At 50.1% G+C, this 24,841-nt stretch carries 21 protein-coding genes and 1 riboswitch; of the genes, 5 read left to right on the top strand and 16 right to left on the bottom strand.

Features of this window, described 5'->3' with window-relative positions:
- From R6V78_RS04165 to R6V78_RS04105, 13 genes are all read right to left on the bottom strand, one after another.
- Positions 1-1,838 (bottom strand): PAS domain S-box protein (locus R6V78_RS04165; protein WP_410288073.1); only part of this gene is annotated, 1,838 nt, incomplete at its 3' end.
- 336 nt (positions 1,839-2,174) lie between these two features.
- Entirely contained in the window at positions 2,175-3,191 is a 1,017-nt protein-coding gene (locus tag R6V78_RS04160; RefSeq protein WP_410288072.1) for a methionine synthase, read from the bottom strand.
- A gap of 465 nt (positions 3,192-3,656) precedes the next feature.
- On the bottom strand, positions 3,657-4,337 hold the full coding sequence (locus R6V78_RS04155) for an SDR family oxidoreductase (RefSeq protein WP_410288071.1): 681 nt from the start codon (positions 4,335-4,337) through the stop codon (positions 3,657-3,659).
- 166 nt (positions 4,338-4,503) lie between these two features.
- Complete coding sequence (locus tag R6V78_RS04150; protein ID WP_410288070.1) at positions 4,504-4,890, bottom strand: hypothetical protein; 387 nt, start codon at positions 4,888-4,890, stop codon at positions 4,504-4,506.
- A 369-nt stretch (positions 4,891-5,259) separates the two neighbouring features.
- Positions 5,260-5,673, bottom strand: a complete 414-nt coding sequence (locus tag R6V78_RS04145; RefSeq protein ID WP_410288069.1) for a cupin domain-containing protein — start codon at positions 5,671-5,673, stop codon at positions 5,260-5,262.
- 295 nt (positions 5,674-5,968) lie between these two features.
- A complete protein-coding gene (locus R6V78_RS04140; protein ID WP_410288068.1) occupies positions 5,969-6,367 on the bottom strand; it encodes a hypothetical protein in 399 nt (132 codons plus the stop codon).
- A gap of 49 nt (positions 6,368-6,416) precedes the next feature.
- Positions 6,417-7,376, bottom strand: a complete 960-nt coding sequence (locus R6V78_RS04135; RefSeq protein ID WP_410288067.1) for an ABC transporter ATP-binding protein — start codon at positions 7,374-7,376, stop codon at positions 6,417-6,419.
- Positions 7,373-8,380: an ABC transporter ATP-binding protein gene (locus tag R6V78_RS04130; protein WP_410288066.1), complete on the bottom strand. Its 1,008-nt coding sequence runs from the start codon at positions 8,378-8,380 to the stop codon at positions 7,373-7,375. Before R6V78_RS04130 ends, R6V78_RS04135 begins: the two co-directional genes overlap by 4 nt.
- On the bottom strand, positions 8,377-9,264 hold the full coding sequence (locus R6V78_RS04125; RefSeq protein ID WP_410288065.1) for an ABC transporter permease: 888 nt from the start codon (positions 9,262-9,264) through the stop codon (positions 8,377-8,379). The genes R6V78_RS04130 and R6V78_RS04125 overlap by 4 nt, the downstream gene beginning before the upstream one ends.
- Entirely contained in the window at positions 9,254-10,210 is a 957-nt protein-coding gene (locus tag R6V78_RS04120; protein ID WP_410288064.1) for an ABC transporter permease, read from the bottom strand. The genes R6V78_RS04125 and R6V78_RS04120 overlap by 11 nt, the downstream gene beginning before the upstream one ends.
- Positions 10,211-10,272: 62 nt before the next feature.
- The gene (locus R6V78_RS04115; RefSeq protein ID WP_410288063.1) at positions 10,273-11,838 is read right to left on the bottom strand and encodes an ABC transporter substrate-binding protein; all 1,566 of its coding nucleotides are present in this window, start codon (positions 11,836-11,838) and stop codon (positions 10,273-10,275) included.
- 39 nt (positions 11,839-11,877) lie between these two features.
- Positions 11,878-12,753 (bottom strand): SAM-dependent methyltransferase, encoded by an 876-nt coding sequence (locus R6V78_RS04110; protein WP_410288062.1) that lies wholly within the window; start codon positions 12,751-12,753, stop codon positions 11,878-11,880.
- 95 nt (positions 12,754-12,848) lie between these two features.
- Entirely contained in the window at positions 12,849-13,439 is a 591-nt protein-coding gene (locus R6V78_RS04105; protein ID WP_410288061.1) for a TetR/AcrR family transcriptional regulator, read from the bottom strand.
- Positions 13,440-14,472: 1,033 nt separating this feature from the next.
- Here R6V78_RS04105 and R6V78_RS04100 point away from each other — a divergent pair.
- Positions 14,473-14,892: a universal stress protein gene (locus tag R6V78_RS04100; RefSeq protein WP_410288060.1), complete on the top strand. Its 420-nt coding sequence runs from the start codon at positions 14,473-14,475 to the stop codon at positions 14,890-14,892.
- A 205-nt stretch (positions 14,893-15,097) separates the two neighbouring features.
- Here R6V78_RS04100 and R6V78_RS04095 read toward each other — a convergent pair whose 3' ends face one another.
- From R6V78_RS04095 to R6V78_RS04085, 3 genes are all read right to left on the bottom strand, one after another.
- Positions 15,098-15,607 (bottom strand): methyltransferase family protein, encoded by a 510-nt coding sequence (locus R6V78_RS04095; protein ID WP_410288059.1) that lies wholly within the window; start codon positions 15,605-15,607, stop codon positions 15,098-15,100.
- Positions 15,608-15,633: 26 nt separating this feature from the next.
- Positions 15,634-16,893 carry an adenylate/guanylate cyclase domain-containing protein gene (locus tag R6V78_RS04090; protein WP_410288058.1) on the bottom strand — a complete coding sequence of 420 codons (1,260 nt, stop codon included), beginning with the start codon at positions 16,891-16,893 and terminating at the stop codon, positions 15,634-15,636.
- Positions 16,894-16,964: 71 nt separating this feature from the next.
- Positions 16,965-19,706, bottom strand: coding sequence for a PAS domain S-box protein (locus R6V78_RS04085; protein ID WP_410288057.1), 2,742 nt, complete (start codon positions 19,704-19,706; stop codon positions 16,965-16,967).
- Between the two features lie 517 nt (positions 19,707-20,223).
- Between R6V78_RS04085 and R6V78_RS04080 the strand changes: the two genes are divergently transcribed.
- From R6V78_RS04080 to thiC, 4 genes are all read left to right on the top strand, one after another.
- Positions 20,224-21,495 (top strand): aconitase X, encoded by a 1,272-nt coding sequence (locus R6V78_RS04080; protein WP_410288056.1) that lies wholly within the window; start codon positions 20,224-20,226, stop codon positions 21,493-21,495.
- Positions 21,495-21,908: an aconitase X swivel domain-containing protein gene (locus R6V78_RS04075; RefSeq protein WP_410288055.1), complete on the top strand. Its 414-nt coding sequence runs from the start codon at positions 21,495-21,497 to the stop codon at positions 21,906-21,908. Before R6V78_RS04080 ends, R6V78_RS04075 begins: the two co-directional genes overlap by 1 nt.
- Before the next feature lie 35 nt (positions 21,909-21,943).
- Positions 21,944-22,960 carry an Ldh family oxidoreductase gene (locus R6V78_RS04070; protein WP_410288054.1) on the top strand — a complete coding sequence of 339 codons (1,017 nt, stop codon included), beginning with the start codon at positions 21,944-21,946 and terminating at the stop codon, positions 22,958-22,960.
- Between the two features lie 124 nt (positions 22,961-23,084).
- Positions 23,085-23,299: riboswitch (cobalamin riboswitch) on the top strand.
- Positions 23,300-23,403: 104 nt separating this feature from the next.
- Positions 23,404-24,717, top strand: a complete 1,314-nt coding sequence (thiC, locus tag R6V78_RS04065) for a phosphomethylpyrimidine synthase ThiC (protein WP_410288053.1) — start codon at positions 23,404-23,406, stop codon at positions 24,715-24,717.
- The last annotated feature ends 124 nt before the right edge of the window (positions 24,718-24,841 follow it).

Here is a 24,841-nt window from a genome sequence, read left to right as displayed (position 1 = left end):
TCGACCTGCTCCAAGCCTATCTCGGTGTAGCCGAGGATCACGCTGAGCATGTTGTTGAAATCATGGGCCACCCCTCCGGCCAAGCGGCCCACCGATTCCATCTTTTGGGCCTGAAGCAGTTTTTGCTGAAGTTTTTCCTTTTCCGCCTCGGCTTCCTTTTGCGCAGTGAGGTCCACCAGGGTACCGCGGGCGCCGGCGAAACAACCGTCTTTCCAAATCGGTGTGGAGTGCGACCGCCCCCACAGGAGACGGCCGGATCGATCCACGAAGCGATAGATCATGGGTTTTTCGATTCCCTGCTGAAGCTCGATGAATCTTTTAACAAGCTGCTCCTGATCATCCGGGTGAACCAACTCCAAAAAGTTTTTACCCACAACGTCGCTCATGGCACCGCCCCAGATTTTCAATACGGAGGGGCTCAAATATGTCACTGTCCCCTGGGCATCCATTTCGAAAATCACGTCGTTTATGGTCTCGACAAGGTTTCTGAATTTTTCCTCGCTTTCTCGAAGGGCTGCCCGCGCATTTTTTCTTTCGGTTATGTCCGTAATGAAGTTAATTGTTGAAAGCTGATTTTCCCAATTCAGCAAGCTTGAGTGGATTTCAAGCCATCTCTCTTCTCCTGACTCGGTGACGATTCTGAAAGCAAAATCTGTTTCGACATTCTCTCCATCCATTGTTTTCTTGTAACGTTCAAAAAAAGTATCTCGATCATCTGGATGGATGAAGTCAGTGAAAGACCTTGAGGTTAGCATTTCCGCAGTATACCCTAAAATTTTTTCGGCAGCTCTGTTGACAAGCTTTAGTTTGTTGTCTTGGGCGATGAGAATGCCCTCCTTCACATTCTCAAAGATGACCCTGTATTTTTCCTCACTCTTTCTTAATTGCTCTTCGGCCAGCTTGCGGTCGCCAATGTCGACGATTATGCCTCTGATCCCTGCCGGAGCCCCATTCCGGAGTATCTGTGACGAATAGATAATTACTGGAAATTCCGTCCCATCTTTCTTTGTGGCGATATATTCGTTGCCCAATGTTGATTCTACTCCATTCATTACCTCGAGCATTCTTTCTGCGGCCCGGTTTCGATCCACTGGCGCAATCATATCAATTGCATTCAGGCCGGACTCGAATTCATCATATGTGTAGCCGAAGGTACTGAAAGCGTTATGGTTGACAAAAGTCAAGTTACCCTTCTGATCGGTCTCAAATACGATTTGTGGCAACATGTTTGATAGATTTCTAAACTTCTCATTGCTTTCCTTCAGTTGGCCAACAAAAAGCAGATTGTCTAAGCAAACGCTTATCCTTTTTCCGATCATTTGAAACAACTGTTTTTCATCTCGAGTCCAAATCCGGTCGCGATCGCACTGGTGGAGCCCAAACATCCACGGCTCTCCTGATTTTGGCCGGAGCGCCATGAACAGCATGGACTTTACATTGAATCGAATTGCAATGTCATTGGTGATCGGCTGTCCCTCTGGTGGATCGATTTCAGGGCCATCCATAGCGGACAACGCTCTGCGGCAGTAGTCAGCCATGTCATCCGTTATTGGCACCTGCTGCTTTAATGCATTTGCCCCTGGATATTCTGAGGTGGTGCTTTCAAAGGTTACGTCAAAGGATGGCAATTTCGGATTACATGGATGGAACAACCAAGCGCGGCTGGAATTGAAAATCTTAAGAACTGCGTCCATCATCTGATCCAATACGACATTTACATCAGACGTAATTTGTATGACGCTGTCGATCGAGTTAATAGCAGTCAACGCCATTGCTGGATTCTGGAATTCAAAGGGTTTTCCAAGTGCAAAATCATTTTGTTCAATAGGTCCAGCCATCGTTTCACCAGGTTTAACTCTATTTTAAAGATGTTACATGAAAGCGTTGGAAATTGAGACCATCATGCGTATCAGATTAATGCCATCCAGTGCCGATATGGTTTGGTGATCATCGGCGTACCACGCAAACGGCTGCTTGCGCGAGGTTTGGCCGGATGTGATGAAAATCGGAGATCACTGAATTTTTTCAACCAGATATCCGCATGATCGTTGGAGAGTGATCACCTTTTTTTGCTGTTCTAATTTTATTGTTGGCACCAGTTGCCAATCACAAGCCCGCCAAGTCCTGTGATTTTGTTACCTGTCTTTAATTTCAAGTGTTAACGGGTATTATCTTTACAAGCGTTTACGTACCAAATTGGCACCAGCAGCCAGGCTTTGAATCTTGGCCAGCGCCACATTATATGGGATAGGGGCCATGCCGCAGTTGGTGCACGGGTAGAGTCGCTCCGCATCAACATACGCCAATGCGGCACGGATGGTGGCGGCCACCTCATCCGGTGACTCCACACGGTCCCGAGTTACAGCAACAGCACCAACCATCAGGCCCTTATCTTTTAATAGGCGCATTAAGGACAGGGGCACACACGAATCGGCGCATTCCAGGGACACCTGGTCTATGCGGCTGGCGTTGAGCGCCGGAAAGATCTCTTCGTACTGACGCCATTCGCTGCCCAGAGTCTCCTTCCAGCGAAGATTTTCGTCTATACCGTACCCGTAGCAAATGTGCACGGCGGTTGTGCAAGACAACCCAACTATGGCCCGGTGCAGGGCATCGATGCCCCAATCTTTAACGTCCTTGGTGAAAACGTTGAATGCCGGCTCGTCAAACTGGATGAGGTTGATTCCGGCCGACTCCAGTATTCTGGCTTCCTTATTGAGGATATCGGCAAAGGCTATGGCCATGTCTGCTCGAGTTGCGTAATGAACATTGGCAATCGTGTCGCAGATGGTCATCGGGCCCGGCAAGGTGAATTTGATAGGTCGGTCCGTTTGCGACCTGAGAAACTGAACTTCGCTCAGATGGACGGGCTGTGGGCTGGACACTGGTCCGGTGACAGTGGGCACATCCACTGTGTACCGGTTGTCTCTGATGCCCATTGGCGTCTTCTTTTCCCAGTCAATGCCTTGAATGTTTTCCAGAAAACCATGAACGAAGTGTATGCGGTGCTGTTCTCCGCCGGTGAGGACATGGATGCCTGCATCCTCCTGGTGGCGCAACCATTCCATTGAAGCACGTTCTTTGGCTCGCTCCAGCGATTCACCAGAAAGGCGCCAAGCGGGCCAGAGCTTCTCGACTTCAGCCAAGTAACTCGGTTTTGGAAGACTGCCGACAGTAGTGGTTTCCAGCATGAAATGCCTCCTCGGATCATTGGTTGGTAAGGCCAACGACTGATGCTAATACCAATCGTATATTTAAATTTTAACCTGATTTCAAATAGATTGAAACAATATAAGCAATTGGATTTTAGATAATTTCACCGATTTGTTTTGGTGTTTCCACGATACCACCTTGCTCCCCATTTTGGCAAGGTCTACCCCATTGCAATTATTTTCGAACATCGGTAGGAATGGCCGAGGCTGATATCTACAAGGTTGTTTGGAGCTGCCACCGGTTCTGAAGTCGTTCGAGCGCCTGTTATATCATGGCTGAATCGTTATTAGGCGACGCATTCCAATTCACGCAGTCGCCGGGTCGTGTTGAGAGTGTGGCGGGACACCACGTGTGAAAGATAGGATAATTATTGTTGAGTTGAACGTCTGGCATCAGCAGCGAGCGAAGCGATTCCGCTGCATGCCGAGGTTAGGCGGCGTCCGTCAGCGCGCGACCCAGCCACCGCAGACCGGGAACACCTGGCCGACGAAGCAGTCTGCTGCATTGCTGCACAGGTATGCCGCGAAGAGTGCGTCCTCGCGAGCGGAGACAAGGCGGCCGAGCGGCACCTCGCGCGCCAGGCGCTCCTGGAACCGGGGATTCGTCTGGACCTCGGCAGGAAAATACGTCGGATTGTCCACGAAGTTCTGGGCTATGGCATTGACCTGAACGTTGTGCGGCGCGATCTCTACGCCGACGGCTTGAACGTAGGCCAACTGGGCGCCACGTGCCGCACTGTAGGAGGAGGCTCTCTTCATTCCGCGCAGGCCGGAGGCGCTGCCAATCACGAGTACTTTTCCCTGGCGCCTGGCGATCATGCCGGGGAGAGTGGCACCGAGCAGCCGCGGGAGCGGATCCACGAGGGCGGCGAACACCTGCCTCCACTCGGCTTCCGTGACGTCTACCGCAGGCGTGGATGGCGCCTTGAGCGCAAGGTTGGCAACAAGCACGTCTATTCGGCCGGCGTCGGAGACAACACGCTCAGCCGCGCTTGGAGCGAGGAGTGCTTCGACGCTAGCAACGACTTCGGCACCCTGCTGCGCGAAGACGTCGCAAAGCACTGGTCCCATGAACTCTGTTGCCTGGGTGATAAGAACGCGCTTGCCTGTAAGTGTTTTCTCCATAGATAGTCTCCGAGTGACGGCAGGATCAGCGAGTATGGTGTGAGCCGCCTAACGAATAATTAGATGTATCCGCATTAAATACGGAGTTAGGCGGCGCAGGTACGAATTATGTTAAAGATGATTTTCAATTGGTAAAATTGATGTGTCTATCTCCCTGTTTCGGGCTTTAGCTTTTCACCATCTCTATCATGTGATTGATGACATGGCTGTGCTCACGTTGAGGACTGAACATTACAATATCCGCATCTGCATCAACCTTTACGTTGTGTCCGGGTGGCCAGTAAAAGAGATCATTCGCGTTGACTGTCTCCTGCACGCCGTTCACGTCGGTCGTGGTGAGTTGGCCGCGCAAGACAAAGCCCCAATGGGGGCACTGGCACAAATTTCTTTCCAGTCCTTGAAATAGTGGAGTGGTATCGACTCCTGCCGAGAGACTAAAGTACTCGCCACTGATTTTGCCAAATCCAGTTGCGTCACCAAAATCCGTTCGCTGACGAATCACGGCTCCAGGGATCTCCATCTTAATGTCTACATCTTCTTTGGCTATCCGCATGATAGGTTCTCCTATATTCATGGATACTTTATACTTGGTGGACTGTCTATTGCCGCATTCATTTCATATGACTAATGGATTCGTGATATATTCTCATAACGTATGAGCTGGAATATCATTTTAGAAAAATAGAAAATGCAGCTAACACAGAGTGGTATGAACACCCTAAGGAGAATTTATGCTTTGTCAAGCATGAATAGGAAAAGGGATACCACTTTAACCTTGTTTAAACAATGGGGGGCCGGTCATTTCCATCCCATGCGCGTGAAATAATCGCTTTAATTCTAATTTTCCAGGTTCCCCTTTAATTTTTGCCAATTCTTGGAAGAAGAATTCCATCAGACCAGCTGGCTGGAATACGATTAGAAGTCATCCGTGGTTCTTTCCCTTAAATGCCCAGGCATGGGGCACCTTTCTTGGAGCAAGGATCGAGTCGCCTGGTCCTAAATCGAATCGGTCTTCACCGATCTCCAAAAGGTACTCACCTTCAATGGCGTAAAACCACTCTTCCTGTTCATTATGGAGGTGACGCGGTGGTCCGCCTTTTTTTTCATTAAGATTCTCTATGATGAAAAGACCACCGTCGGTATCTTGCGTTGAAACCTTTGAATCAATCGGGAACCCACCGAGCACTGTCTGTCTGCGCATAAACCGGTCTTGGTCCGTCTTGACAAGCATTCCCGTTTCAATTCTTTTTGAGTCGGATGTCTGTCCGAGGGTAAGCGTTGGCGTAACTGCAACTGCAGCAGCCATTATGAATGTTCGACGATTAATCGGTATCATTATAGTAATCCTCAGTGGGTTCTCTATCCGGTATAAAATAGATGATCGATCGGCTTTTACGAAGCCCGAGCTATTGACTGAGAAGCATAATGGTGGTTCGGCACCATCTATGTCCTCAAGAGTAGGCATGAATTCGATGTCAGCAACCAGGCAGGGAATTAATTTACGTCCAGAGGGCAGGAAGGCCACTTATGCACGAAAGATCAGGTAATCATTTAAAAACTTGCTGAGAAAATGGGTCAAGGCGGGTTTCATTTGATATGAAATGGAGATTGCCTGGTGCTGGCCGGTCCTGTCAAATATGGTCTGGAGGACTTTTGATAATATTACCCTTTCCAATAACCTGACCGTTTTTGTTGAGTGCAGCCACTGTCAGTTCTATCTTTGGAATACCCCACATTGAAGATATTCCCTTAAACCCTTTCAATGCACCTGCCTGGATGGTTCCGGACCCATCAAAAGGGATATTTCCACCGCCATGCTCCCATTCATTGGTTGCATCAATGAATTCAATTTGAAGACGATCAGTACCCTTCGGGGTATTTCCTAAATGAACTTCAGGTGAACGTTGGGGGTGTTTGAGGTCCCACACGAAATCAACGTTTATTTTTTCGATGCTTTTTTCCGAATTGTCGACTGAGCAACTGCAAAGCAAAAGCAGGGATATGATCCAAACAGCCGCTTCGGTTTTCATCCCACACTCCTCAATTCTTTCTTTTCATTGATAGTAACGGACGAGGCCGTTATAGCGGAAAATGACATGCAACCTGTTCCTCATTATTAAATCCTGCCAACTCTGGTTCAACCTTGGTGCAAATATCCTGGGCATTCTTACACCGGGTATGGAAACGACAACCCGGCGGTGGATCAGCCGGTGATGGCATTTCACAATTGGACGCAACGGTCTTCAGCCTTTTTTGTTCTGGATCGGGTTCGGGGATGGATGCCAGCAGCAACGCCGAATAGGGATGCCGTGGAAACCGATAAAAAACCTCTGCATTTGCGATTTCACAGATCCTTCCCAGGTACATCACGGCCACACGATCACTGATGTTCTTTACTACAGCAAGATCGTGGGAAATAAACAGCATGGTTAACCCAAAGTGCTGTTTCATCTTTTCCAGCAGGTTGAGGATTTGCGCCTGCACCGATACATCCAATGAGGATACCGGTTCATCACAGATTAACAGACGGGGGTTTAAGATCAGCGCCCTGGCGAGACTGACACGCTGACATTGACCGCCTGATAACTCATACGGATAGCGTGTATACATCTGCTCGGGATCTAAACCCACGGCCTGCATCATTACACGTGCTCGCTGCTTCCTTTCGCAATGGTCGGCCATGCCAGGCACGCGCAATGGTTCTTCAATTGCCTTGCCGATTTTCCGACCCGGATTCAATGATGCGAAGGCATCCTGAAATATCATCTGAAGCTGTGGCCGGATGGCCTTGAGTTGATGGCCAGTGCATTGTGAAAGATCTTTCCCTGCAAACAGAATGTTTCCTGCAGTCGGTTTTTGAAGACCGACAATCGATCGAGCGATGGTCGATTTGCCGCAACCTGATTCGCCCACCAATCCAAGGGTTTCACCGATGCCGATATCAAGACTGACACCGCAGACGGCCTGTATCCTTCTGCGCCTTCCGAGACGGAACTCAACGGTTAAATCGGAAACGGTGAGCAATGTTTCGTTTTTCATGGGTTTTCCGCGCTTTCCAGCGGATACCAGCATGCAAACCGATGACCCCGACCATTAATCCGTTTTAATGCCGGTTCGCTCTCGATACACAAGGGTTGTTTCTTCCAACAACGTGATGCAAATCTGCATCCTGGGGGCAAATCAACCATGTCCGGCGGTTGCCCATTGATGGCCAGAAGCCTGGTATGGGGGCGGTTCACCAATCGCGGAATCGCCGCCATCAACGCATGCGTGTAAGGCATACGCATTTGCTTGAAAAGTTCGTTTGTGGCGGCATGCTCGACAATCTTCCCGGCGTACATCACCGCTGCTTCATCCGTCCTACCTGCCACCACGCCTAAATCATGGGTGATCAGAATCATCGCCATCTGTTTTTCTTGTTGCAGGGATGCCAATAGGTCAAGGATAGCCGCCTGAACGGTCACATCAAGCGCTGTCGTCGGCTCATCGGCAATCAAGAGCTTCGGTCCGCAGGCCAAAGCGATGGCAATTGCCACCCGCTGCCGCAGGCCTCCGGAAAGCTGGTGGGGATACTGATCGGCACGCCGGTTCGCCATGGGGATACCCACAAGATCCAGAAGGGCGATGGCTCGTCTGTGTGCTGTTTGCTTGCTCACCTTTAGATGGTGGCATAGGACCTCGGAGATTTGCCGACCGACTTTCATCACCGGATTAAGTGACGTCATGGGATCTTGGAAGATCATGGCAATCTCCCGACCGATGATATGGCGTTTGTGCGTTTTTTTCATCCTGACCAGGTTCTGGCCTTGGAAGTTTACGATTGATTCTGTAGGAACAATTGAACGGGCTGGTAGAAGCCCCATTATCGCTTTTGCCAACATGCTTTTGCCGCATCCCGATTCGCCGACGATGCCAAGGACCCTGCCCGGATTCAGGACCAACGACACCTTATCAACGGCTTTAACGATACCACGGCGCGTAGGCAACAGAGCCTGCAGGTCTTTTACTTCCAAAAGAGGGTGCATTTCATCGCCGCTCGTCATAATTGACTCTTCCCGCGTTCGAAATAATTTCGCAGGCTGTCACCGATCAGGTTAAAGGAAACCACCGTCAGGCACATGATGGCTGCCGGGATCATGCTGACATGCGGGGACTCATCCAGGACTTCCCTGCCTTCGGCAATCATGCCGCCCCAGCTAGGAGATGGAGGGGGTATACCCAAACCTAAAAAACTTAAAGCACCCTCTGCCATGATCATGAATGCAACCACCAGCAAACCGTAGATCGCCACCGGAACAATTACGTTGGGAATGATTTCACGAAACAGGATGGTCATGTCCCCAGCACCGGTCAAGCGTGCGGCCTGAACGAATTCCAGACCGCTCAATGCCAGTGTTTTGGCTCGGGCTACTCGGCAGAAGATCGGAATCGTCAGGAATCCGAGGGAGACAATCAGGTTTTGAAGGCTGGCTCCCAGGTAAAAGGTCACTGCGAGCAAAAGCACAAGCCCTGGAAAAGCCAAAATGACGTCCATGATTGCGACAATGATCGATTCCAGCAGTCCACGGTAAAAACCTGCCAAACACCCTATCAGCCCGCCAATCAACAGACCGATCATCGGTGCTATCAAACCGACAGAGAGCGAAATGCGTGAGCCGTAGACGATCCGTGAGGCGAGATCCCGTCCCATGGTGTCCGTGCCCAGCCAATGGGTGCAGGGTGACTTTTTCGTATCGCCGATATCCTGAAGAATTGCTTCATCGGCAATCATTCCAGGGCGGGCGCTGAGATTGTCCCAGTCCATTTTATCCGGCTCGGGAATGGCCCACCAGCCCACGGTCGCCGCAGAAAAGACCACCAGAACGATCCAGCCCAGGGATATCCAGAAAGTGAAACCCAAACGGATGCCGGTATCTTTATCCTGCATGGCCACCTTTTGTTCGAATGCGTGGATCTAAGACCGTATACAACAGATCCACGGCTGAATTGATGATAACATAACCGATGGTGATCAAAAGGACGCAGCCCTGAACCATCTGGTAGTCACGCGAATAGATGGCATCGACCATCAAGCGACCGATTCCGGGCAATGCGAATATGGTTTCGACGATAACGGCTTCACCCAAGTGGCGTCCGATCTGGATGCCCAAAACGGTGATCAAGGTAAATGAGGATGGCCGGAGTGCATGCTGTAGGAGTATCCGCCAAGGCGGGAGCCCTTTGGCCTTCGCCATGAGGATATAGTTTTGCCCTAGTGTCGTGATCATATCACTGCGCAAAACGCGCATCAATACCACCCACTCGATCATGGCGATACTCAAGCCTGGCAAGACAAACGATTTGAGGTTTCCACAAATATCGACTGAAAGGGGAATATAGCCCGTGGCCGGTAGCCAGCGAAGTTGAATGGAAAACAGAAATATGGTCAGAAGAGACATCACAAAACTGGGGATCGACAGGGTCGCAAATCCGATCCCGTTGACCAATCGATCAACAATCGAACCACTTCGATAGGCGCTTAAAATACCTGTAGGCAGGGCCAGAATCAACGCCATACATTGAGAAATAAAGAGCAATTCCAAGGTAACCGGCAATCGGGCAAATATCGTTTCCATGACTGATTCATGGGTCAGGTAAGATGCGCCTAAATCTCCCTGCGCCGCATTTTTTAGCCAGTTAACATAGCGGACAACGATATTTTGATCCACCCCGAGGTTTTTGCGTATGGCCTGGATATCCTCCAGGGTTGCTTCCCCGCCGCCTACAATATAAGCAACATCTCCCGGCAGGAGATTGACCATCAAGAACGTGATCGCAGTTACGGCTAAAACCACAAGAACCAATCGTAATGCCTTTATTGCAAATATCTGCATTGGTCCAATAAAATGGAATCACGGTTTAATAATTGATGGCAAACCTTATCAAAGGGACACTTTTATTCATTTAACCATACCGACTCCAGACGTACAATGCCATCTTTCATTGAGGTAAGTCCTTCAACTTTATCACTGGAGATCACATGGCTGCGCATGCCGCCTCGATAAAGAATGGGCGCATCCTCGTTGATCAACCGGGCAATCTGGCAAAGAATTGCATTGCGACGTTCCGGATCGGTCTCCATCCGCTGGGCAACCAGCAGCTTATCCATCTCAGGATTTTTGTAACGGGAAAAATTGGCCTGACTTTGCGAGTGGAGCATTAAAAATAGTGCGGGTCCTTGATCCGGACGAGAAGAAATTCGCCATGTGGATACCTGGTATTCTCCGCTGATTACCTTTTTGATCACCGGACCGAAATCAAATCCTGCAGGAGTTGCCGTTACACCCACCTCCTTGAAGAGTTGCTGAGTGATCTCACCGATGTCACGGCCCCGTTTCGAGTTGCTATGCAACACGTCAAGTTCAACTGGTTGGTCGTATGCTGCCAACAGCTCGCGGGCCTTGTCCGGATTGTATCCGCGATAACCATCATCTGTACATTCACATTGGTTTCCATAGGGATGGTGAACTACTGGAATGCTGTCTTTGTAGACCATTTCAACCTGGCGCTTCTGGTTATGAGCATGCGCAAGTGCCCTGCGGACATTGACATTATCCAGTGGCGCAACGGATGTATTGAGAATGAAAATCTCAGCGCCGTTGTCTTCACTAAAGGATATCTTTAGCGAGTTGTCCGCTTTGGCTTTATTGATAAGGTTGCCCCGATCCATCCAGATAATATCTACTTGTCTGGATTTAAGGCTTGCGTAACGTGTTTGTGAATCGGTCATGGGTTTAAATACGATTGTATCCAGGTAAGGTTGGACTTTTCCCCAGTAGTCAGAATTTTTAACGACGGTGAATGAATCGCCGGACTTCCATTCTTTAAGCTTGTATGGACCAGTACCTACCGGAGCACGGTCCTGATTCCCAGCATCTACAGAGGTGCTGGACGGAATGAGATTAGTCAATCCTCGTGTATCGCTGATCACTCGTGTGAAAGGTAGCCAGGGATGATTCAGATTGAATTGAATGGTATGCTCATCCACCTTTGTCACGCTGTCGATAGGTCCCATCGCCGCCCGGCCACGGAATTTGTTTTCCGGGTTTAAAAGCCGGTTCCAATGGTGCACGACTGCATCCGCATTGAATGGGGTGCTGTCATGGAACTTGACCTGCCTGCGCAACTTGATGACCCACGCCTTGCCATCATCGCTTTGCTCTGCACTCAGGCCGAGCACCGGAATCAAATTTCCACCCTTATCCATTCGAAACAAGGGCTCCATGATGGTGTTGGCGGCGACCGATCCGTTGATTGCCAGGCGAGAGCTCGATTTCAAGACTTCAAACCCGGCAAAATCATTTTCGGTGCCAAACCGCAAGGTACCACCCATTTTGGGATTGGCAGCAAAGGTGTTGCTGACGCAGAATAAACTTATCATTAAAAGAACCAATACAATCATGGTGTCAAACTGCATTTTCTTTTTCATATCGCTGAATTCACATACCATTTCCTCTTCCATAGCCCCCCCTGTTTGGTTAGTATTGACACTTCCCCTTTATCAGGAAACCATTGCCTGCACGAAAATGAACATATCTGACACGTTTCTGCTTTTGTTTGTGCCTCTAAAATAGGCCCTCCTGTATTCCGTGCTGGTAAGATTTCTAATTACCGTAAATCCACGGGCTTTCATGAATGCAATGATTTGATCCGGTTCAATGCCAAATAAGATTTCTTCTCCAATGCGCTTCAAACCATCGCGCAATGCTTGTGCTTCTGCTAAAGGTGTTGTTCCATCAGCTACCGCGGGTGGAAAGTAATCGAAAATGATGCTGCTTCGTGGAGGCGATAGCCGGTTGATGAAATCAAGCGTTCGATCTACAGCGGATGCAGGGAGGTAATAGGTAACACCTTCCCAGATAAATAGGGTTTTCAATTGATCACTGTAGCCGCAGGCAAACAATTTATCAGGGAGATCTTCTTTGGAGAAATCGATGGGAATGTATTGGATGTTTGACGCATGTTGATCCATATGTCTTTGTATTTTTGATAGTTTCCTTTTTTGTGTGATCGGGTGATCGAGTTCGAAAACCCCCACACTTTCTTTTAGAGCCATGACTCGAAAGGCCCGTGTGTCGTATCCGGCACCAAGAATTACCAACTGTTGAATACCGTCGTTAATTGCTTCTTCCAGACAGTCATCAATAAAACGTGTCCGGGCAAGTATGGAATTGCAAACGCCCGGAAAATAATTTTCCCAATCTGTAATGGCCATTTTAATCTGATTGTTTCTATCCACTGAAGAAAAAATGTGATCCGGAATGAAATAGAATGCTAAGGGATCATGACAGATGCGTTCACTTTCAGGTCGCATCGCCTCATGGGTTCTTAGAAGCGCATTATTTTCAGCGGTGACACTGGATTGATTGACCTTCATGCCGGATCTCCCAAAAAGATCTCTAATAGATAACGTTCGTTACATTACATATGTTGTTTTAATAATAAAAAAATATCTTTAACCGGGGTGCACAGTTAACCGTTAAATTCTAAATATAACCCGTGGTTTACTTTTTTCAAAAACTCGACAAGGGTAATACCCAATTCTTCGGACAAAATAGAATCTTCTGTTATCGGTGTTTTAAACCAGCCGTTGCTGATTAGATGGGATAGACCGTGGATCATGATCCATCTTGCAGCACGGACTTTATGTTTCGATTCTGCTGAAATGTTTTTAAACCGTTCATCTTCAGACAGCGCCTCTCCCAATTCAACCCAATGGTGCTGGGCGAACTGCCTTTGAGACGGCGTATGTTTTTCATCATTGATACAGCGAAACAAATGCTTTTCAGTACTTGCAAAAAGAACATATCCCAACGCCTGGTCCAGCCACTTGTCACCAGTCCTCTCCTGACTCAGGAAATGGACATAATAGGACAGTATTTTTTTGACTACCTCAGCCTCGATGTTCTCCATCGAATTGAAATAATCATAGATGGGTCGAGTCGATGAGTTAAGCTCATTGGCAATCGTACGGGCTGAAAAGCCCTCCCAGCCCTGTTTGCGTACAACCTGAAATGCGGCTTCAATTACATCCTGAGGACTGAAGCGTTGTTTTGGCGGCATATTCTTATGATCTTACCCTAAGAAATTAGATTTATGTTGGTCTATAAGCAACATCCGTTTCATAACATGCGTTATTTTAAAATTTCAAGATCTTTTTTTTGTTTCTGTGCGTTTTCCCAGCTTGTTAGAATATCGAATGATTAGAAAGGCTCATTGTGCGACCATTGTGGCCGTGGTGCAGCCTGGACAAATAGCCACCGCTATATACCGTGGAATGGGAAAACATTTTTGGGCTTGCGATAGCATACCGGTCATTAAGATATCATATAAATTTTGCCAGTGAAGATCAAATTGAGAATAGCTTGGGCCGGTCACCCTTGTCAAATGTTGTGATGGGCTTTGATTCAGGCACCGGCTTTTTTAGGTGCATGCAGATACCTACAGGAAAGCTGGCGTCATCTCAAACTCTCAAACTCTTAAAATCTTGTATATCCAGCTATCTACAAAAATGTCAGTTCATTGGGAGAGGCATACCGTATCTGGAGGGACGGTTTTTGGGAATAGGGTATAGCAATCTGTACCGAGGCTCTGAATTATTTCGGATGACCGTGGATGTTGACATCTGTAATCGGGTCAACCTGTACCTGACACCTCAATTTCAACATCGTAAACGTCGATGCTAATAAACGTCGCCTACGACTCACTGTCGAGGAATGAGCCAATTTCATCAAACCTTTAAGCATCCCCAAACCTTGCCATCCTCCGGATGATCAAACTCCGCTATCTGCTGAAATCCAAGTTTCTCAAGTACACGGGTTGACGCATTGTGCTCTCTCCATGGTGTACCATTCACACCCACACCCGATATCTTCCTCCAGATGCACAATTTTCCGTCTCTTTCCCGGCACGCCATCGATATCGACCTGTGAATAGCTTTCCAGCGCTTTGGTCATAACGAGTTCCTTTCAATACCGGTAACCTCGTTAATTTCGTCCGACCCCGAATTGACCGTATGCATACGTATGTTTATATTAGAGCTGCATAATGCAATACTCCGGTCATTGTAATTAAACGCTTGTGAAAGGAGGGCAACGTGTTCAATCTAATCCTTGTCGCATTGGACGGATCGGCGCACAGTTTGAAGGCACTCGAATGCGCAGGCGAACTGGCGGTCAAGCACGGATCCAAACTCATTTTACTGCACGCCTTTCAACAGACATCAGACCTCCTGGGATCCGAAAGCTTCAACCAGCTGGTCGGTGAACGCAAAGAAAAAGGGCGCCAGATTCTTGAGGCGGCGACTGAGCGATTGGGTCAAATCTCCGTGGCGGTGGCGGAAAATTTGCTCGAGGGGCCGGCCGCTGATGCGATCATTTCGGTGGTCGAGACACGCGGCGTCGATCTGGTGGTGATGGGCACTCGTGGAATGGGATCGCTCAAGGGGATGGTGTTCGGAAGCGTCAGCACCAAAGTTACCCACCATGCACCCTGTTCGGTACTGGTTGTGCGGTGAAGGCCGTTCCCCACGAACTTGGCCAAATGAACGTGCCGAACTCCGCATCGCAGTTGAAGCCCCAGCGTTTCTTAATGAAATACTTGGTGTTAAGCCATCCCCAGATCAAGCAGAATAATGGTTCATAAAGGCAGAAAAATTCGATTCGTTATTCCCATCGGCAGCCTGCGAATATGGTATGTTGCCTTACCTTGAAAAGATTATTTTAATCATTAATTCTAAAGCTCATCACCTTCGGAAAAAAACGGCCCGTTCGCCTTGCATAATTCTTATATTTATCTCCAAAAGTATCGATCATTATTATTTCTTCTTTTTTAACGAGCTTGTGCCAAAGCAGATGCAACAACAATACCCAAAACAAATAAAACCAAGAATTCAAATACAAGGCCACTCCAGGAGATATAAATGTAATCCAAGCTGTGTACATCGGGTGACGGAAATGTTTGAATGGGCCTCTCAAACAAAGTTTGCCATCTACCCACCAGCTACGCAATGTAGAAAATGACCAAAAATGGAGCCACAAACCGAAGATAACCAGTACAATACCGATAATTTTCATCAAACTCGCAGATTCCACGACAATTGAAAGCTTAATCATTGAATCCGCCCACACGAAAATAGCAAATGAGAAAAGGCTGATAATCGCTCCGGTAGGGCCGATGCCAAAAATTTTTTTGAGTTTATTTTGAACTGATACCTTTGTATTTAAATCCATAGCAATTATTCACTTTATTAACGCATCTAATCAGTAAACATATGAACTTGGTCGTGCAGCAGCTCCGAAACCTGATATTTCTCGCTCGTGATTGAGAGCAGGTGAAACAAAATTGGTAGATATTGCTCCAACGAGTTATCAATCGCCCGAATATTGGCTATGGTTTTTTCATGCAGTTCTGCCGGGCTGTCCTCTTCAGTTAGATTAAATCCGCGTCGCAAGGCATTGATGAAGGGAAAATAAGGTATACTCATTCCATACGATTGGCAGCGCCCCTGCATTACAGTGATTTCCGACCTGTTCAGGGCATGTCTAAATTCATAAATGAGGCGACTCTTACCCAATCCGGCGTCTCCCACGACGGTGACGAATTGTCCCTTTCCAGACAACATTTTTTCAAAGCAGGAAAAAAGAGTGCTGAATTCATGACCTCTGCCGGTAAAAGCCGTGAACCCACGTACCCGGGTGGCCTCAAAACGAGTTTTCACTTCCGTCTCCCCTGTTACCAAATGGGGGACCAATGGTTTAGTTTTGCCGGCTACCGTTACCGCATCCAGGGGTGTGGTATTAAAATACGGAGCAATTAAACGGTAGGTTGCCGGACCTACTATTACCTGGTCTGTCCCTGCAAGGCCTGCCAGGCGTGCGCCAGTATTGACAGCATCCCCGGTAATGCCGTATTGGCCATCACGCGTGTCTCGCGTGTGGGTGACAATCAGGCCAGTGTTTATTCCGGTGTGCATACGAAGGCGTATGCCAGTCCGATCTTCAACTTGCCCGCTAATCTGCCGGACTTTACGGTGGATTTCCAATGCAGCTCGAACAGCCCGGATCGGGTCATCCTCATGGGTCGTTGGAATGCCGAAAAGCGCCGATACTTCGTCTCCCACAAATTGGTTGACGGTTCCTTCGTAGCTTTCCACGATGCGCACAGCTTCGCTTTTAATTTGGCTTGTAATCGCCTCGACCTCTTCCGGATCGAGCTTTTCATTCATTTGGGTGTAGCCCGACAGGTCGGAAAATAAAATGGTGGCTTGGCGACGTTCACCATCAGCAGACGCGAACGAATCTATCGGCAGTAGGTTTGGTTTGCCTTGTTCAAAATTCGAACCTATGGGTTCATGGATGAAAACCGAGAAGTGAAGTTTGGCACGACTGATCCAAGCCACCTGCAGCCAGAGGTTCCTCATTTCGGGTCGCCGCAGTGCTGTCGGTTTTTCCGGCCAAAGGGAATCCCCAGCTTGTTCATGCGAATCAATATCGATAACTCTTCGTGCGCTAATCAAGGTATGACCCCATTACTTTCCTCTCGATGGAAAAAAGATAAAGATCAGTTTCCGCCACACGCGCCAGGGGCCTATTTTCCGCCCAGCGTCTGGCGCACCATGGTGGCCAGGTCCTTTTTGGAGAACGGCTTCTGGATGAAATTAACACCGTCTTCCAAAACGCCTCGATGGGCAATCACATCGGCTGTATAACCGGACATGAAAAGAAGCTTGAGCGCGGGATAGAGGGATCGCAACTGCTCCGAGAGTTCGCGGCCGTTCATTTCGGGCATGACCACATCGGTTATCAGCAGGTGGATTTCACCGGCCAGATCCTTGACCAGGTTGATGGCTTTGGACGGTGTGCCAGCTACAATAACCTTGTAGCCCAGATCGGACAGCATCCGCTCCGCCAACTTCAGGGTCGCGGGTTCGTCCTCCACGACCAACACCATTTCACCCCGGCCCTTGGGAACGCTATCTGTCGGTTGCATTTGATCTTCAATGACCGGCCCCAAATATTTGGGCAGGTAAATGGTGAATGTCGAACCTTTACCCGGCTCACTGCTAACATTGATGAAGCCCTCGTTCTGTTTGACGATGCCATAGACTGTGGCCAGCCCCAGCCCGGTGCCCCTACCCACAGCTTTGGTGGTGAAAAAGGGCTCGAACAGATTGACCAGGGTCTGCTTGTCCATGCCGCAGCCGTCGTCACTCACGGCCAGCATTACGAAATTGCCTGGGATAAATCCCGGGTGATCGGCACAGTAGGCCTCATCAAGGGTTGCCATGCCTGTTTCGATGGTGATCTTGCCCACATCGGTGATGGCGTCGCGGGCGTTGACGCAAAGGTTGGCCATGATCTGGTCGAGTTGGGTGGGGTCCATTTTGACCGGCCAGATATTCCTGCCCGGCAGCCAGGCCAGATCGATATCCTCGCCGATGAGCCGCCGGAGCATCTGCAGGACCCCTTCGACCGTTGCGTTCAAGTCGAGCACCTTGGGCGCGATAGTCTGTTTGCGCGCAAAGGCCAGCAACTGTCGGGTAATGTCAGCGGATCGCATGGCGGCGGCCAGGATTTCCTGCAGATCGTGATGCAAAGGATCAGACGGGCTCATCTTCTCCAGGGTCAGTTCCGCATAACCGATAATCACGCTGAGCATGTTGTTGTAATCGTGGGCCACACCCCCGGCCAGACGGGCCACGGATTCCATTTTCTGGGCCTGGTGAAGTTGGCGTTCCAGTTTTTTTTGTTCACTGATGTCGATCAGATTGACTACCATTCCTTTACCCTTGCCCAGTGGATCTTTGATGATCGCCGCGCTGACGATAACATTCAGGATTGTCCCCCCTTTGGTCAGTCTTTTATTGGTAAATTTAACTGGTTTGCCAAAGGCATAGAGCTCCTCTATCTTCGCGGCGGTGGTCTCTTTTTGTTCATCGGGGACAAAAGGGATGCGCTGACCGCGCAACTCATCCAGTGTCCAACCGAATACCTCGGTAAAGGCGGGATTCAAATATTGCGGAAGACCGTTGGTATCGTAGACCACAATGGGATTGGCATTGGACTTGATAATTGCTTGAAGACGGGCCTCGCTTTCCCGCAACGCATCCTCCGCCCTTTTGTGATTGGTCACATCCTGAACGGACGATATCATCAGCGGTCTCCCAGGCACCATTGTGTTCCTGGCGGTGATGAAGGTGGTTTCTTCCCCTTTGCGGGTGATGGGCACCGCTTCCCATTGCATGCGTTCCGGGTCTCCACTGGCACAATCTTCCATGACCCGTTGTTTGATTTTTTCCCTGAATACAGGATCTTCGTAAACGGCCTCCCAGAAAGCACCCGGTTCTGCCAGCGTGGCCCTGGTCGTTCGATAGAATTTGGCAAAATTGTCATTCATGTAATCAAACCTGACCACCGAATCGTCCGAATTGACGGCGACACCTATGGGAAGGTTATCCAGGACAGTCTGGATAAACGTATTCATTTCCATCAACGCCTCTTCGAGGGCCTTGCGATCGGTGATGTCCAGCAGCACGCCGTTAAAAAGAATACTGCCGTCGGGAAGCCGCTGGGGGTTGGATGAACTGCGCAGCCATGTGATCCCTCCGTCTGGTCTAAGGATGCGGTATTCCAGAGTCCATCGCTGCATTCGTTGAGCAGCCTCAAGAATCGATTTTCTAAGGACAGCCCGATCATCCGGATGGATGGTATCCAATAACAGGTTCAAATCGGTAAGGTCGGATATCGGCCGTCCAAAAAGGGCCTCTGCCCCGGCGCTGATGCAGGGAATGGAGTGGAAACCGTCCGCCTTGATAAGGAATTGAAAAATCGCACCGGGAATACTGGCGGCAAGGATTTGTTGCCGCTGTTCTTTTTCCCGCAGTGTATCCTCGGCCTGCAGACGCCAGCTGATCTCTCGGATGGCGGCAATATGGACCTTGCGATCCTGCCAATTGAAATAAGTTCCTGTGATTTCCACAGGGAATGTGGTCCCGTCCTTTTTCTTGTGATAGCGCCTGGGAATAACATGCGCTTCATCGTGAATAGCCTGTTTGGTGGATTCCGGTTCGGCTGAGAGATCTGAATTGCGCAATTCCAAAAGTTCTTCCCGGGAAAAGCCATACATCATTGAGGCGGCATGGTTGGCTTCAAGGATGCGACCGCTTGCATGGTCGATGAGGAAAATGGCATCTGATTCCAGTTCAAACAGTTGATGGTACTTGTCCTCGTTCTGGCGGAGAACCTTTTCCGTGCGTTCGTTTTCCCGCAAGGCTTTTTCCAGCTCCAAAACGCGTCTTTCCAATTCTTCGTAGGATGGTTTTTGATTCATCCGACAGCATCCGTTTTCTCCATCGAAGGGGATTCAACGTTTCAGCAAGCGATGAGTTCTTGCCTGGAACATTAACTTTACCAGTACCTGATAGTAACACAGTTCCCGGGATCTTGCACGTATGACCAGTGCCGAAATCGATCACGGGGGGGGCAGCTGGACGTCGAATACCGTCGTCCCGTGTCAAACAGCGACAGTTTATCCGGGAGGCCGGTGATGGACGCCCATGGATCAAGTTATTCAGAGTACATCCTCACATTCCTGCACCGAATCACCGAGGGCAGCAAATCAAATTCCTTGCTTTTTCATATAAAACACACATAAGAATTCGACTAAAAAAGGTTGATGCCGCTGGTTGGTTCCCTATACAGGGGTAAGCCTTCTACGCAACAACGAATATCTTTTTTTCTAGCGGCAACGCTGGTCAATTCCTGGGGAAAGATGACCGCGAAAAAATGGATTGCATTGATCCATATATCATTGTTCAACACCATAATTGAAAAGAAAGTGACGTCCGATGAAGCTGTCCGATAAGGAGAAGATGATTCTGGATGGGCAAAAAGGCCTTGTTAAGCAAAAAGCGATGGAATTGATCGTCCGCTACTGCCGGGTCGTGGGCGCTGAAACGTTGTGCAAGGTCACGTGGGCAGATCTTTTCTGCGGCAGTCATCATTACCTGGATGTAGTTCCATCCGATGATTTTGACGTTATTTTTTCCAAGATGTCACTGTGCTCATCGGAGATCGTGAATCTTGAAAAAATGGATGCCCAATGCATCTGTTTTTCCGGTGTGGATGCGGATTGCAGCGAAGTCTCAGATGGCATGTTGATGTCACCTGAAAAAAAGGCGCGCAATGCCAGATTTCTCTCGAGGTTCGTCGATGCCGGCGTTGTGCTGAGCGGAAATTGTATCCCCTACCTGACTGGATTCATTCCGCTCATGGGCGAGCATTTTGTCAGTTGTGAATCCAGCGCCGTCCTGTTCATGAATTCCGCGTGGGGCGCCTGCGGCAATGGAGACGGCATCGAAGCCAGCTTTTGTGCAGCGGTCTGCGGCCGCACACCCCTTGCCGGCAAACATCTGCCCGAAAACCGGATCGGCACGGACTTAGTCGTGGTCGACATTGAACCCCGGTCGGTACATGATTGGGATCTTCTTGGATATACACTGGGTCGTCAACTACCACCCCATTCGATTCCGGTCTTAACCGGGGACTACCCCCGTCCCACCAGCATTCAGTTGAAGGCCTTTTTTGCCTCCCTGGCCTGTGCGGCGGGTACGGAACTGTGTCATATCGTTGGCCTTACCCCGGAGGCAGGAACACACGGACAGGCATTGAACCACCGGAAACCGAATCTTACCATTGAGATTGGTGCTGTTGATATGACCGCTTCCCTGCAAGAATTAAGTGGCCATGGGCGGGAAAAAATCGATTACGTTTCATTGGGGTGCCCCCATTACCACATCGATGAACTCAGGCGTATTGCTGCATATCTGGATGGCAAACGTATTCATCCGGACACCACCGTCCATTTGTGGACCGCCGGTACGATAAAACATATGGCAGACCGCTGCGGCTATACCGAAACGATTGAGGACGCCGGGGCAAGGCTCTTGACTGGCAGCTGCCCATCCACGCGCGGTTATCCAGATGGTGTGCGCAGCGCTGCCTACGATTCAGCCAAACAGCGCATTTCCGCCGCACAGGAAACGGATGCCAAACTGTTTTACGGTTCATGGAAAGCGTGTCTTCAGTCCGCAATCAGTGGTTATTGGGAGGGTCGTTGATGGGTACAACAAGAATCATAACCGGTCGGGGTGCCTTGGGAGGGATTGCCGAGGGTCCTGCCATGATCAGCCGCCGAACCATTACCGGTTGGGGTGGCGTCGATATTTTCACCGGGACCGTGGTCGAACCCGATCATCCACTTGAAGGCATGAGCATCAAAGACAGCGTGCTGATCCTTGACGGCAGCAAAGGCTCCAATGGATGGTCGGTTTTTTTCCATGCGGCCAAAGAAGCTGGCTGTGGTCCCGCCGCCCTTGTATTTCCACGGCTCGATTCACGAACTGCTGTCACTGCCGCCGTACTCAACGTTCCTTTGGTAACGGACATTGCCGAGGATCTTTTCTCCATCATCCGTATGGGAAATTTACTGCGGATTGATGGTGATTGCGGTACCATCGAAATCATTGGATAAGTTACACCCATCAATCATTGGCGAAGATGCGAGGAATGATGAAGGTAAAAATTGAAGAGGTTCGAAGGCTGCTTGTGAAGTCGGCTTCAAGGCATGTGTCTGAGCAGGAGGCGCGCTATTTCAGCGATTGTATCGTCGCGTCGCACCTAAGCAAGTCCCCACGGATGCTGCCCATCAAAGAAGCCATCTCAGACTTGAAGGTTTGGAAGAAAAGTAGTGCGGAAGGGGTTGAAACCATTGTTGACCAAGCCGGTGTTACCATACTCGATTTCAACGGCCTCGCGCCATCGCTCAAGATCCGGTCCATTCACGATGAAATCGAGCGAAAAGCCCGCAAGAACGGGATCGCCGCGATCGGTTTTCGAAACTCTGCGGGTATAACTACGCTGAACATGTGGTCAACCGAGTTGTCCAAGCGGGATATGATCGCCATTTGCATGTTCAATGGTGGAACCGAATGCTGTGTACCCTATGGCGCCAGACAAGGCGTGCTGGGGACCAATCCAATCGCCTATGTCATCCCCACGGCAACTGACCCGATTGTTTTGGATATGGCAACGACTGAAATTCCATTTTTTGAACTGAAAACGGCCAAAGAGAAAAATTTGCCCCTCAAACCCAATGTGGCTTTAGATCAAGACGGGGCGTTGACCACAGATGCCAACCAGGCGCTGAACGATGATGGTGTGGCCAATTTATTACCCATGGGCGGTGGCTTTAAAGGCTATGGGATCATGATGTTAATCGAGATCTTAACCGGACCGCTGGTTCACAGTTTGCTGAGCACCCAGCAGACACCCGGTTGGAATCCAACGGAATATGGATTTCTGATGATTGGGATCGATGTCGGCAGTTTCGTCGATGTGTCATTATTCAAACAGAATGTGTCGAAGATGTGTGCAAAGATACGATCTTTACCGCCGGCGGAAGGCTTTTTCGGTGTTCAGATCCCGGGTGACAGAGGACACGCCAATCATAAACGGTGTGTGGCGTCAGGGGAAATGGATATTGATGAAACCTTACTGGAAGCGCTTCGTGGGCTGGCACGATAGCTTTGCCACCCATTCATGTTTGAGGGTTCAACATGATTGGTAAAATAAAGGCAGGCCAGGAAGCAAGGGCAAGGAAAAAAATCCATTGACAGCCGGCACCGCTTCTTTTACAAAATGACCGCAATTGGCTGTTGAGCCTTTCGGTGCCCGCATTTCGGATGGAGTGCAAGGGATAATAGGGAACCCGGTGCGATTCCGGGACGAACCCGTCGCTGTGAGCGGGGACGAAGGCCGCCAAAGCCACTGTGCCGTGATTATTTTGCTCGAATCGGCACGGGAAGGGGCGGCTGGTAGGACGATCCGCGAGTCAGAAGACCTGCCGCAGGGAAATGTGTCTTGGTGGTGATGGCAAAACCCCAGGCTGAAAATTTATTTTTCGGTCCGGGGTTTTTTATTGGGCCATGGGGGCCGATTTCCCCGTTCCAGAGCAAAAGGGAGCGCCTATGCGTACGCAGATCGAACTGGCCAGGGAAGGGATCATCACCGAACAGATGCAGGCGGTGGCGACCAATGAGCAGATAGACCCCGAGATTATCCGCGATCGGATGGCCAGGGGGCAGATTGTCATTCCCAACAATCCATTCCGCAAGGGGCAGAAGGTGGTGGGAATCGGCAAAGGGTTGCGAACCAAAGTCAATGCCTCCATCGGCACGTCGTCGGATATCTGTGACATCGAGATGGAAGTGAGAAAAGCACTGGCCGCCGAGGAAGAGGGCGCCGACACGCTCATGGAGCTTTCCGCCGCCGGCGACCTGGATGCCGTGCGCCGGGCGGTGCTGGCCGCCACCAACCGACCGGTGGGCAATGTCCCGCTGTACCAGGCATTCAAGGAGACCACCCGCAGGACTCGCAACCCGGCCATGCTGGACCCCGAATATTTGTTCGATCTCATCGAGCAGCAGTTGACTGACGGTCTCAGCTTCATGGCCATCCACTGCGGGATCAACCAGTACACCCTCCGCCGCCTCAGAAAACAGGGCTTTCGCTACGGGGGGCTGGCTTCCAAGGGCGGAACCTTCATGGTGGCGTGGATGGATGTGAATAAAAAAGAAAACCCCCTGTACGAACAGTTTGACCGGGTGTGCAACCTGATGAAAAAGTATGACGCCGTGCTTTCCCTGGGCAACGGCATCCGAGCCGGCGCCATCCATGACAGCCACGACCGGGCCCAGATGGCGGAGATGATCATCAACTGCGAATTGGCCGAAATCGGCCGCGAAATGGGCTGCCAGACCATGGTGGAAGGCCCGGGCCATGTGCCTTTGGATGAAATCGCCGGCAATATCATGCTGGAAAAGCGCATGAGCGGCCATGCTCCCTACTACGTGCTGGGGCCGATTCCCTCGGACATCGGCGTCGGATACGATCACGTCGCTGCCGCTATCGGTGCGGCCGCTTCCGCCCGCCACGGGGCGGATCTGATCTGCTATATTACTCCGGCCGAACATCTGGCCCTGCCCAATGAGGCCAATGTGCGCGAAGGCGTGCGAGTCACCCGCCTGGCCGTGCACATCGGCGACCTGAGCAAATATCCCGATCGGCGGGACCGGGACAAGCAGGCTGCCATGGCCCGACGGGACATGCGCTGGGACGATCTTCAGGATCTGCTGCTTTTCCCGGAAGCGGCCAAGGCGATTCGCGGGAGCAGACGGCCGGAGCAGTCGGAGACCTGCACGATGTGCGGCGATTTCTGTGCGATGAAAAAGGGCATGGAGGTATTTAGCCAGGACATCGCCGGAGACAAATGTTCACCGTGAAACGGTAGCTTGCGGCCCAGGCCGGCGTTCTCACGCTGACGAAATCCTCAACGCAGCGCTGCTGTGCCTGCGGTTTCGTCATCGCTGCGGCCTTGGCCTGAACCAAAATCTACCATTTCCACAC

The sequence above is a fragment of the Desulfosarcina sp. genome, from assembly GCF_046496365.1.
Lineage (GTDB): Bacteria > Desulfobacterota > Desulfobacteria > Desulfobacterales > Desulfosarcinaceae > Desulfosarcina.
Note: the sequence above shows the minus strand (reverse complement) of the source record. Positions and strands in the feature narration are given on the sequence as shown.

Excerpts from the sequence above, each read along its gene's own strand:
- R6V78_RS04160 (WP_410288072.1), bottom strand. The coding sequence starts at position 3,191 with ATGCTGGAAACCACTACTGTCGGCAGTCTTCCAAAACCGAGTTACTTG.
- R6V78_RS04155 (WP_410288071.1), bottom strand. The coding sequence starts at position 4,337 with ATGGAGAAAACACTTACAGGCAAGCGCGTTCTTATCACCCAGGCAACA.
- R6V78_RS04150 (WP_410288070.1), bottom strand. The coding sequence starts at position 4,890 with ATGCGGATAGCCAAAGAAGATGTAGACATTAAGATGGAGATCCCTGGA.
- R6V78_RS04145 (WP_410288069.1), bottom strand. The coding sequence starts at position 5,673 with ATGATACCGATTAATCGTCGAACATTCATAATGGCTGCTGCAGTTGCA.
- R6V78_RS04140 (WP_410288068.1), bottom strand. The coding sequence starts at position 6,367 with ATGAAAACCGAAGCGGCTGTTTGGATCATATCCCTGCTTTTGCTTTGC.
- R6V78_RS04135 (WP_410288067.1), bottom strand. The coding sequence starts at position 7,376 with ATGAAAAACGAAACATTGCTCACCGTTTCCGATTTAACCGTTGAGTTC.
- R6V78_RS04130 (WP_410288066.1), bottom strand. The coding sequence starts at position 8,380 with ATGACGAGCGGCGATGAAATGCACCCTCTTTTGGAAGTAAAAGACCTG.
- R6V78_RS04125 (WP_410288065.1), bottom strand. The coding sequence starts at position 9,264 with ATGCAGGATAAAGATACCGGCATCCGTTTGGGTTTCACTTTCTGGATA.
- R6V78_RS04120 (WP_410288064.1), bottom strand. The coding sequence starts at position 10,210 with ATGCAGATATTTGCAATAAAGGCATTACGATTGGTTCTTGTGGTTTTA.
- R6V78_RS04115 (WP_410288063.1), bottom strand. The coding sequence starts at position 11,838 with ATGGAAGAGGAAATGGTATGTGAATTCAGCGATATGAAAAAGAAAATG.
- R6V78_RS04110 (WP_410288062.1), bottom strand. The coding sequence starts at position 12,753 with ATGAAGGTCAATCAATCCAGTGTCACCGCTGAAAATAATGCGCTTCTA.
- R6V78_RS04105 (WP_410288061.1), bottom strand. The coding sequence starts at position 13,439 with ATGCCGCCAAAACAACGCTTCAGTCCTCAGGATGTAATTGAAGCCGCA.
- R6V78_RS04095 (WP_410288059.1), bottom strand. The coding sequence starts at position 15,607 with ATGGATTTAAATACAAAGGTATCAGTTCAAAATAAACTCAAAAAAATT.
- R6V78_RS04085 (WP_410288057.1), bottom strand. The coding sequence starts at position 19,706 with ATGAATCAAAAACCATCCTACGAAGAATTGGAAAGACGCGTTTTGGAG.
- R6V78_RS04080 (WP_410288056.1), top strand. The coding sequence starts at position 20,224 with ATGAAGCTGTCCGATAAGGAGAAGATGATTCTGGATGGGCAAAAAGGC.
- R6V78_RS04075 (WP_410288055.1), top strand. The coding sequence starts at position 21,495 with ATGGGTACAACAAGAATCATAACCGGTCGGGGTGCCTTGGGAGGGATT.
- R6V78_RS04070 (WP_410288054.1), top strand. The coding sequence starts at position 21,944 with ATGATGAAGGTAAAAATTGAAGAGGTTCGAAGGCTGCTTGTGAAGTCG.
- thiC (WP_410288053.1), top strand. The coding sequence starts at position 23,404 with ATGCGTACGCAGATCGAACTGGCCAGGGAAGGGATCATCACCGAACAG.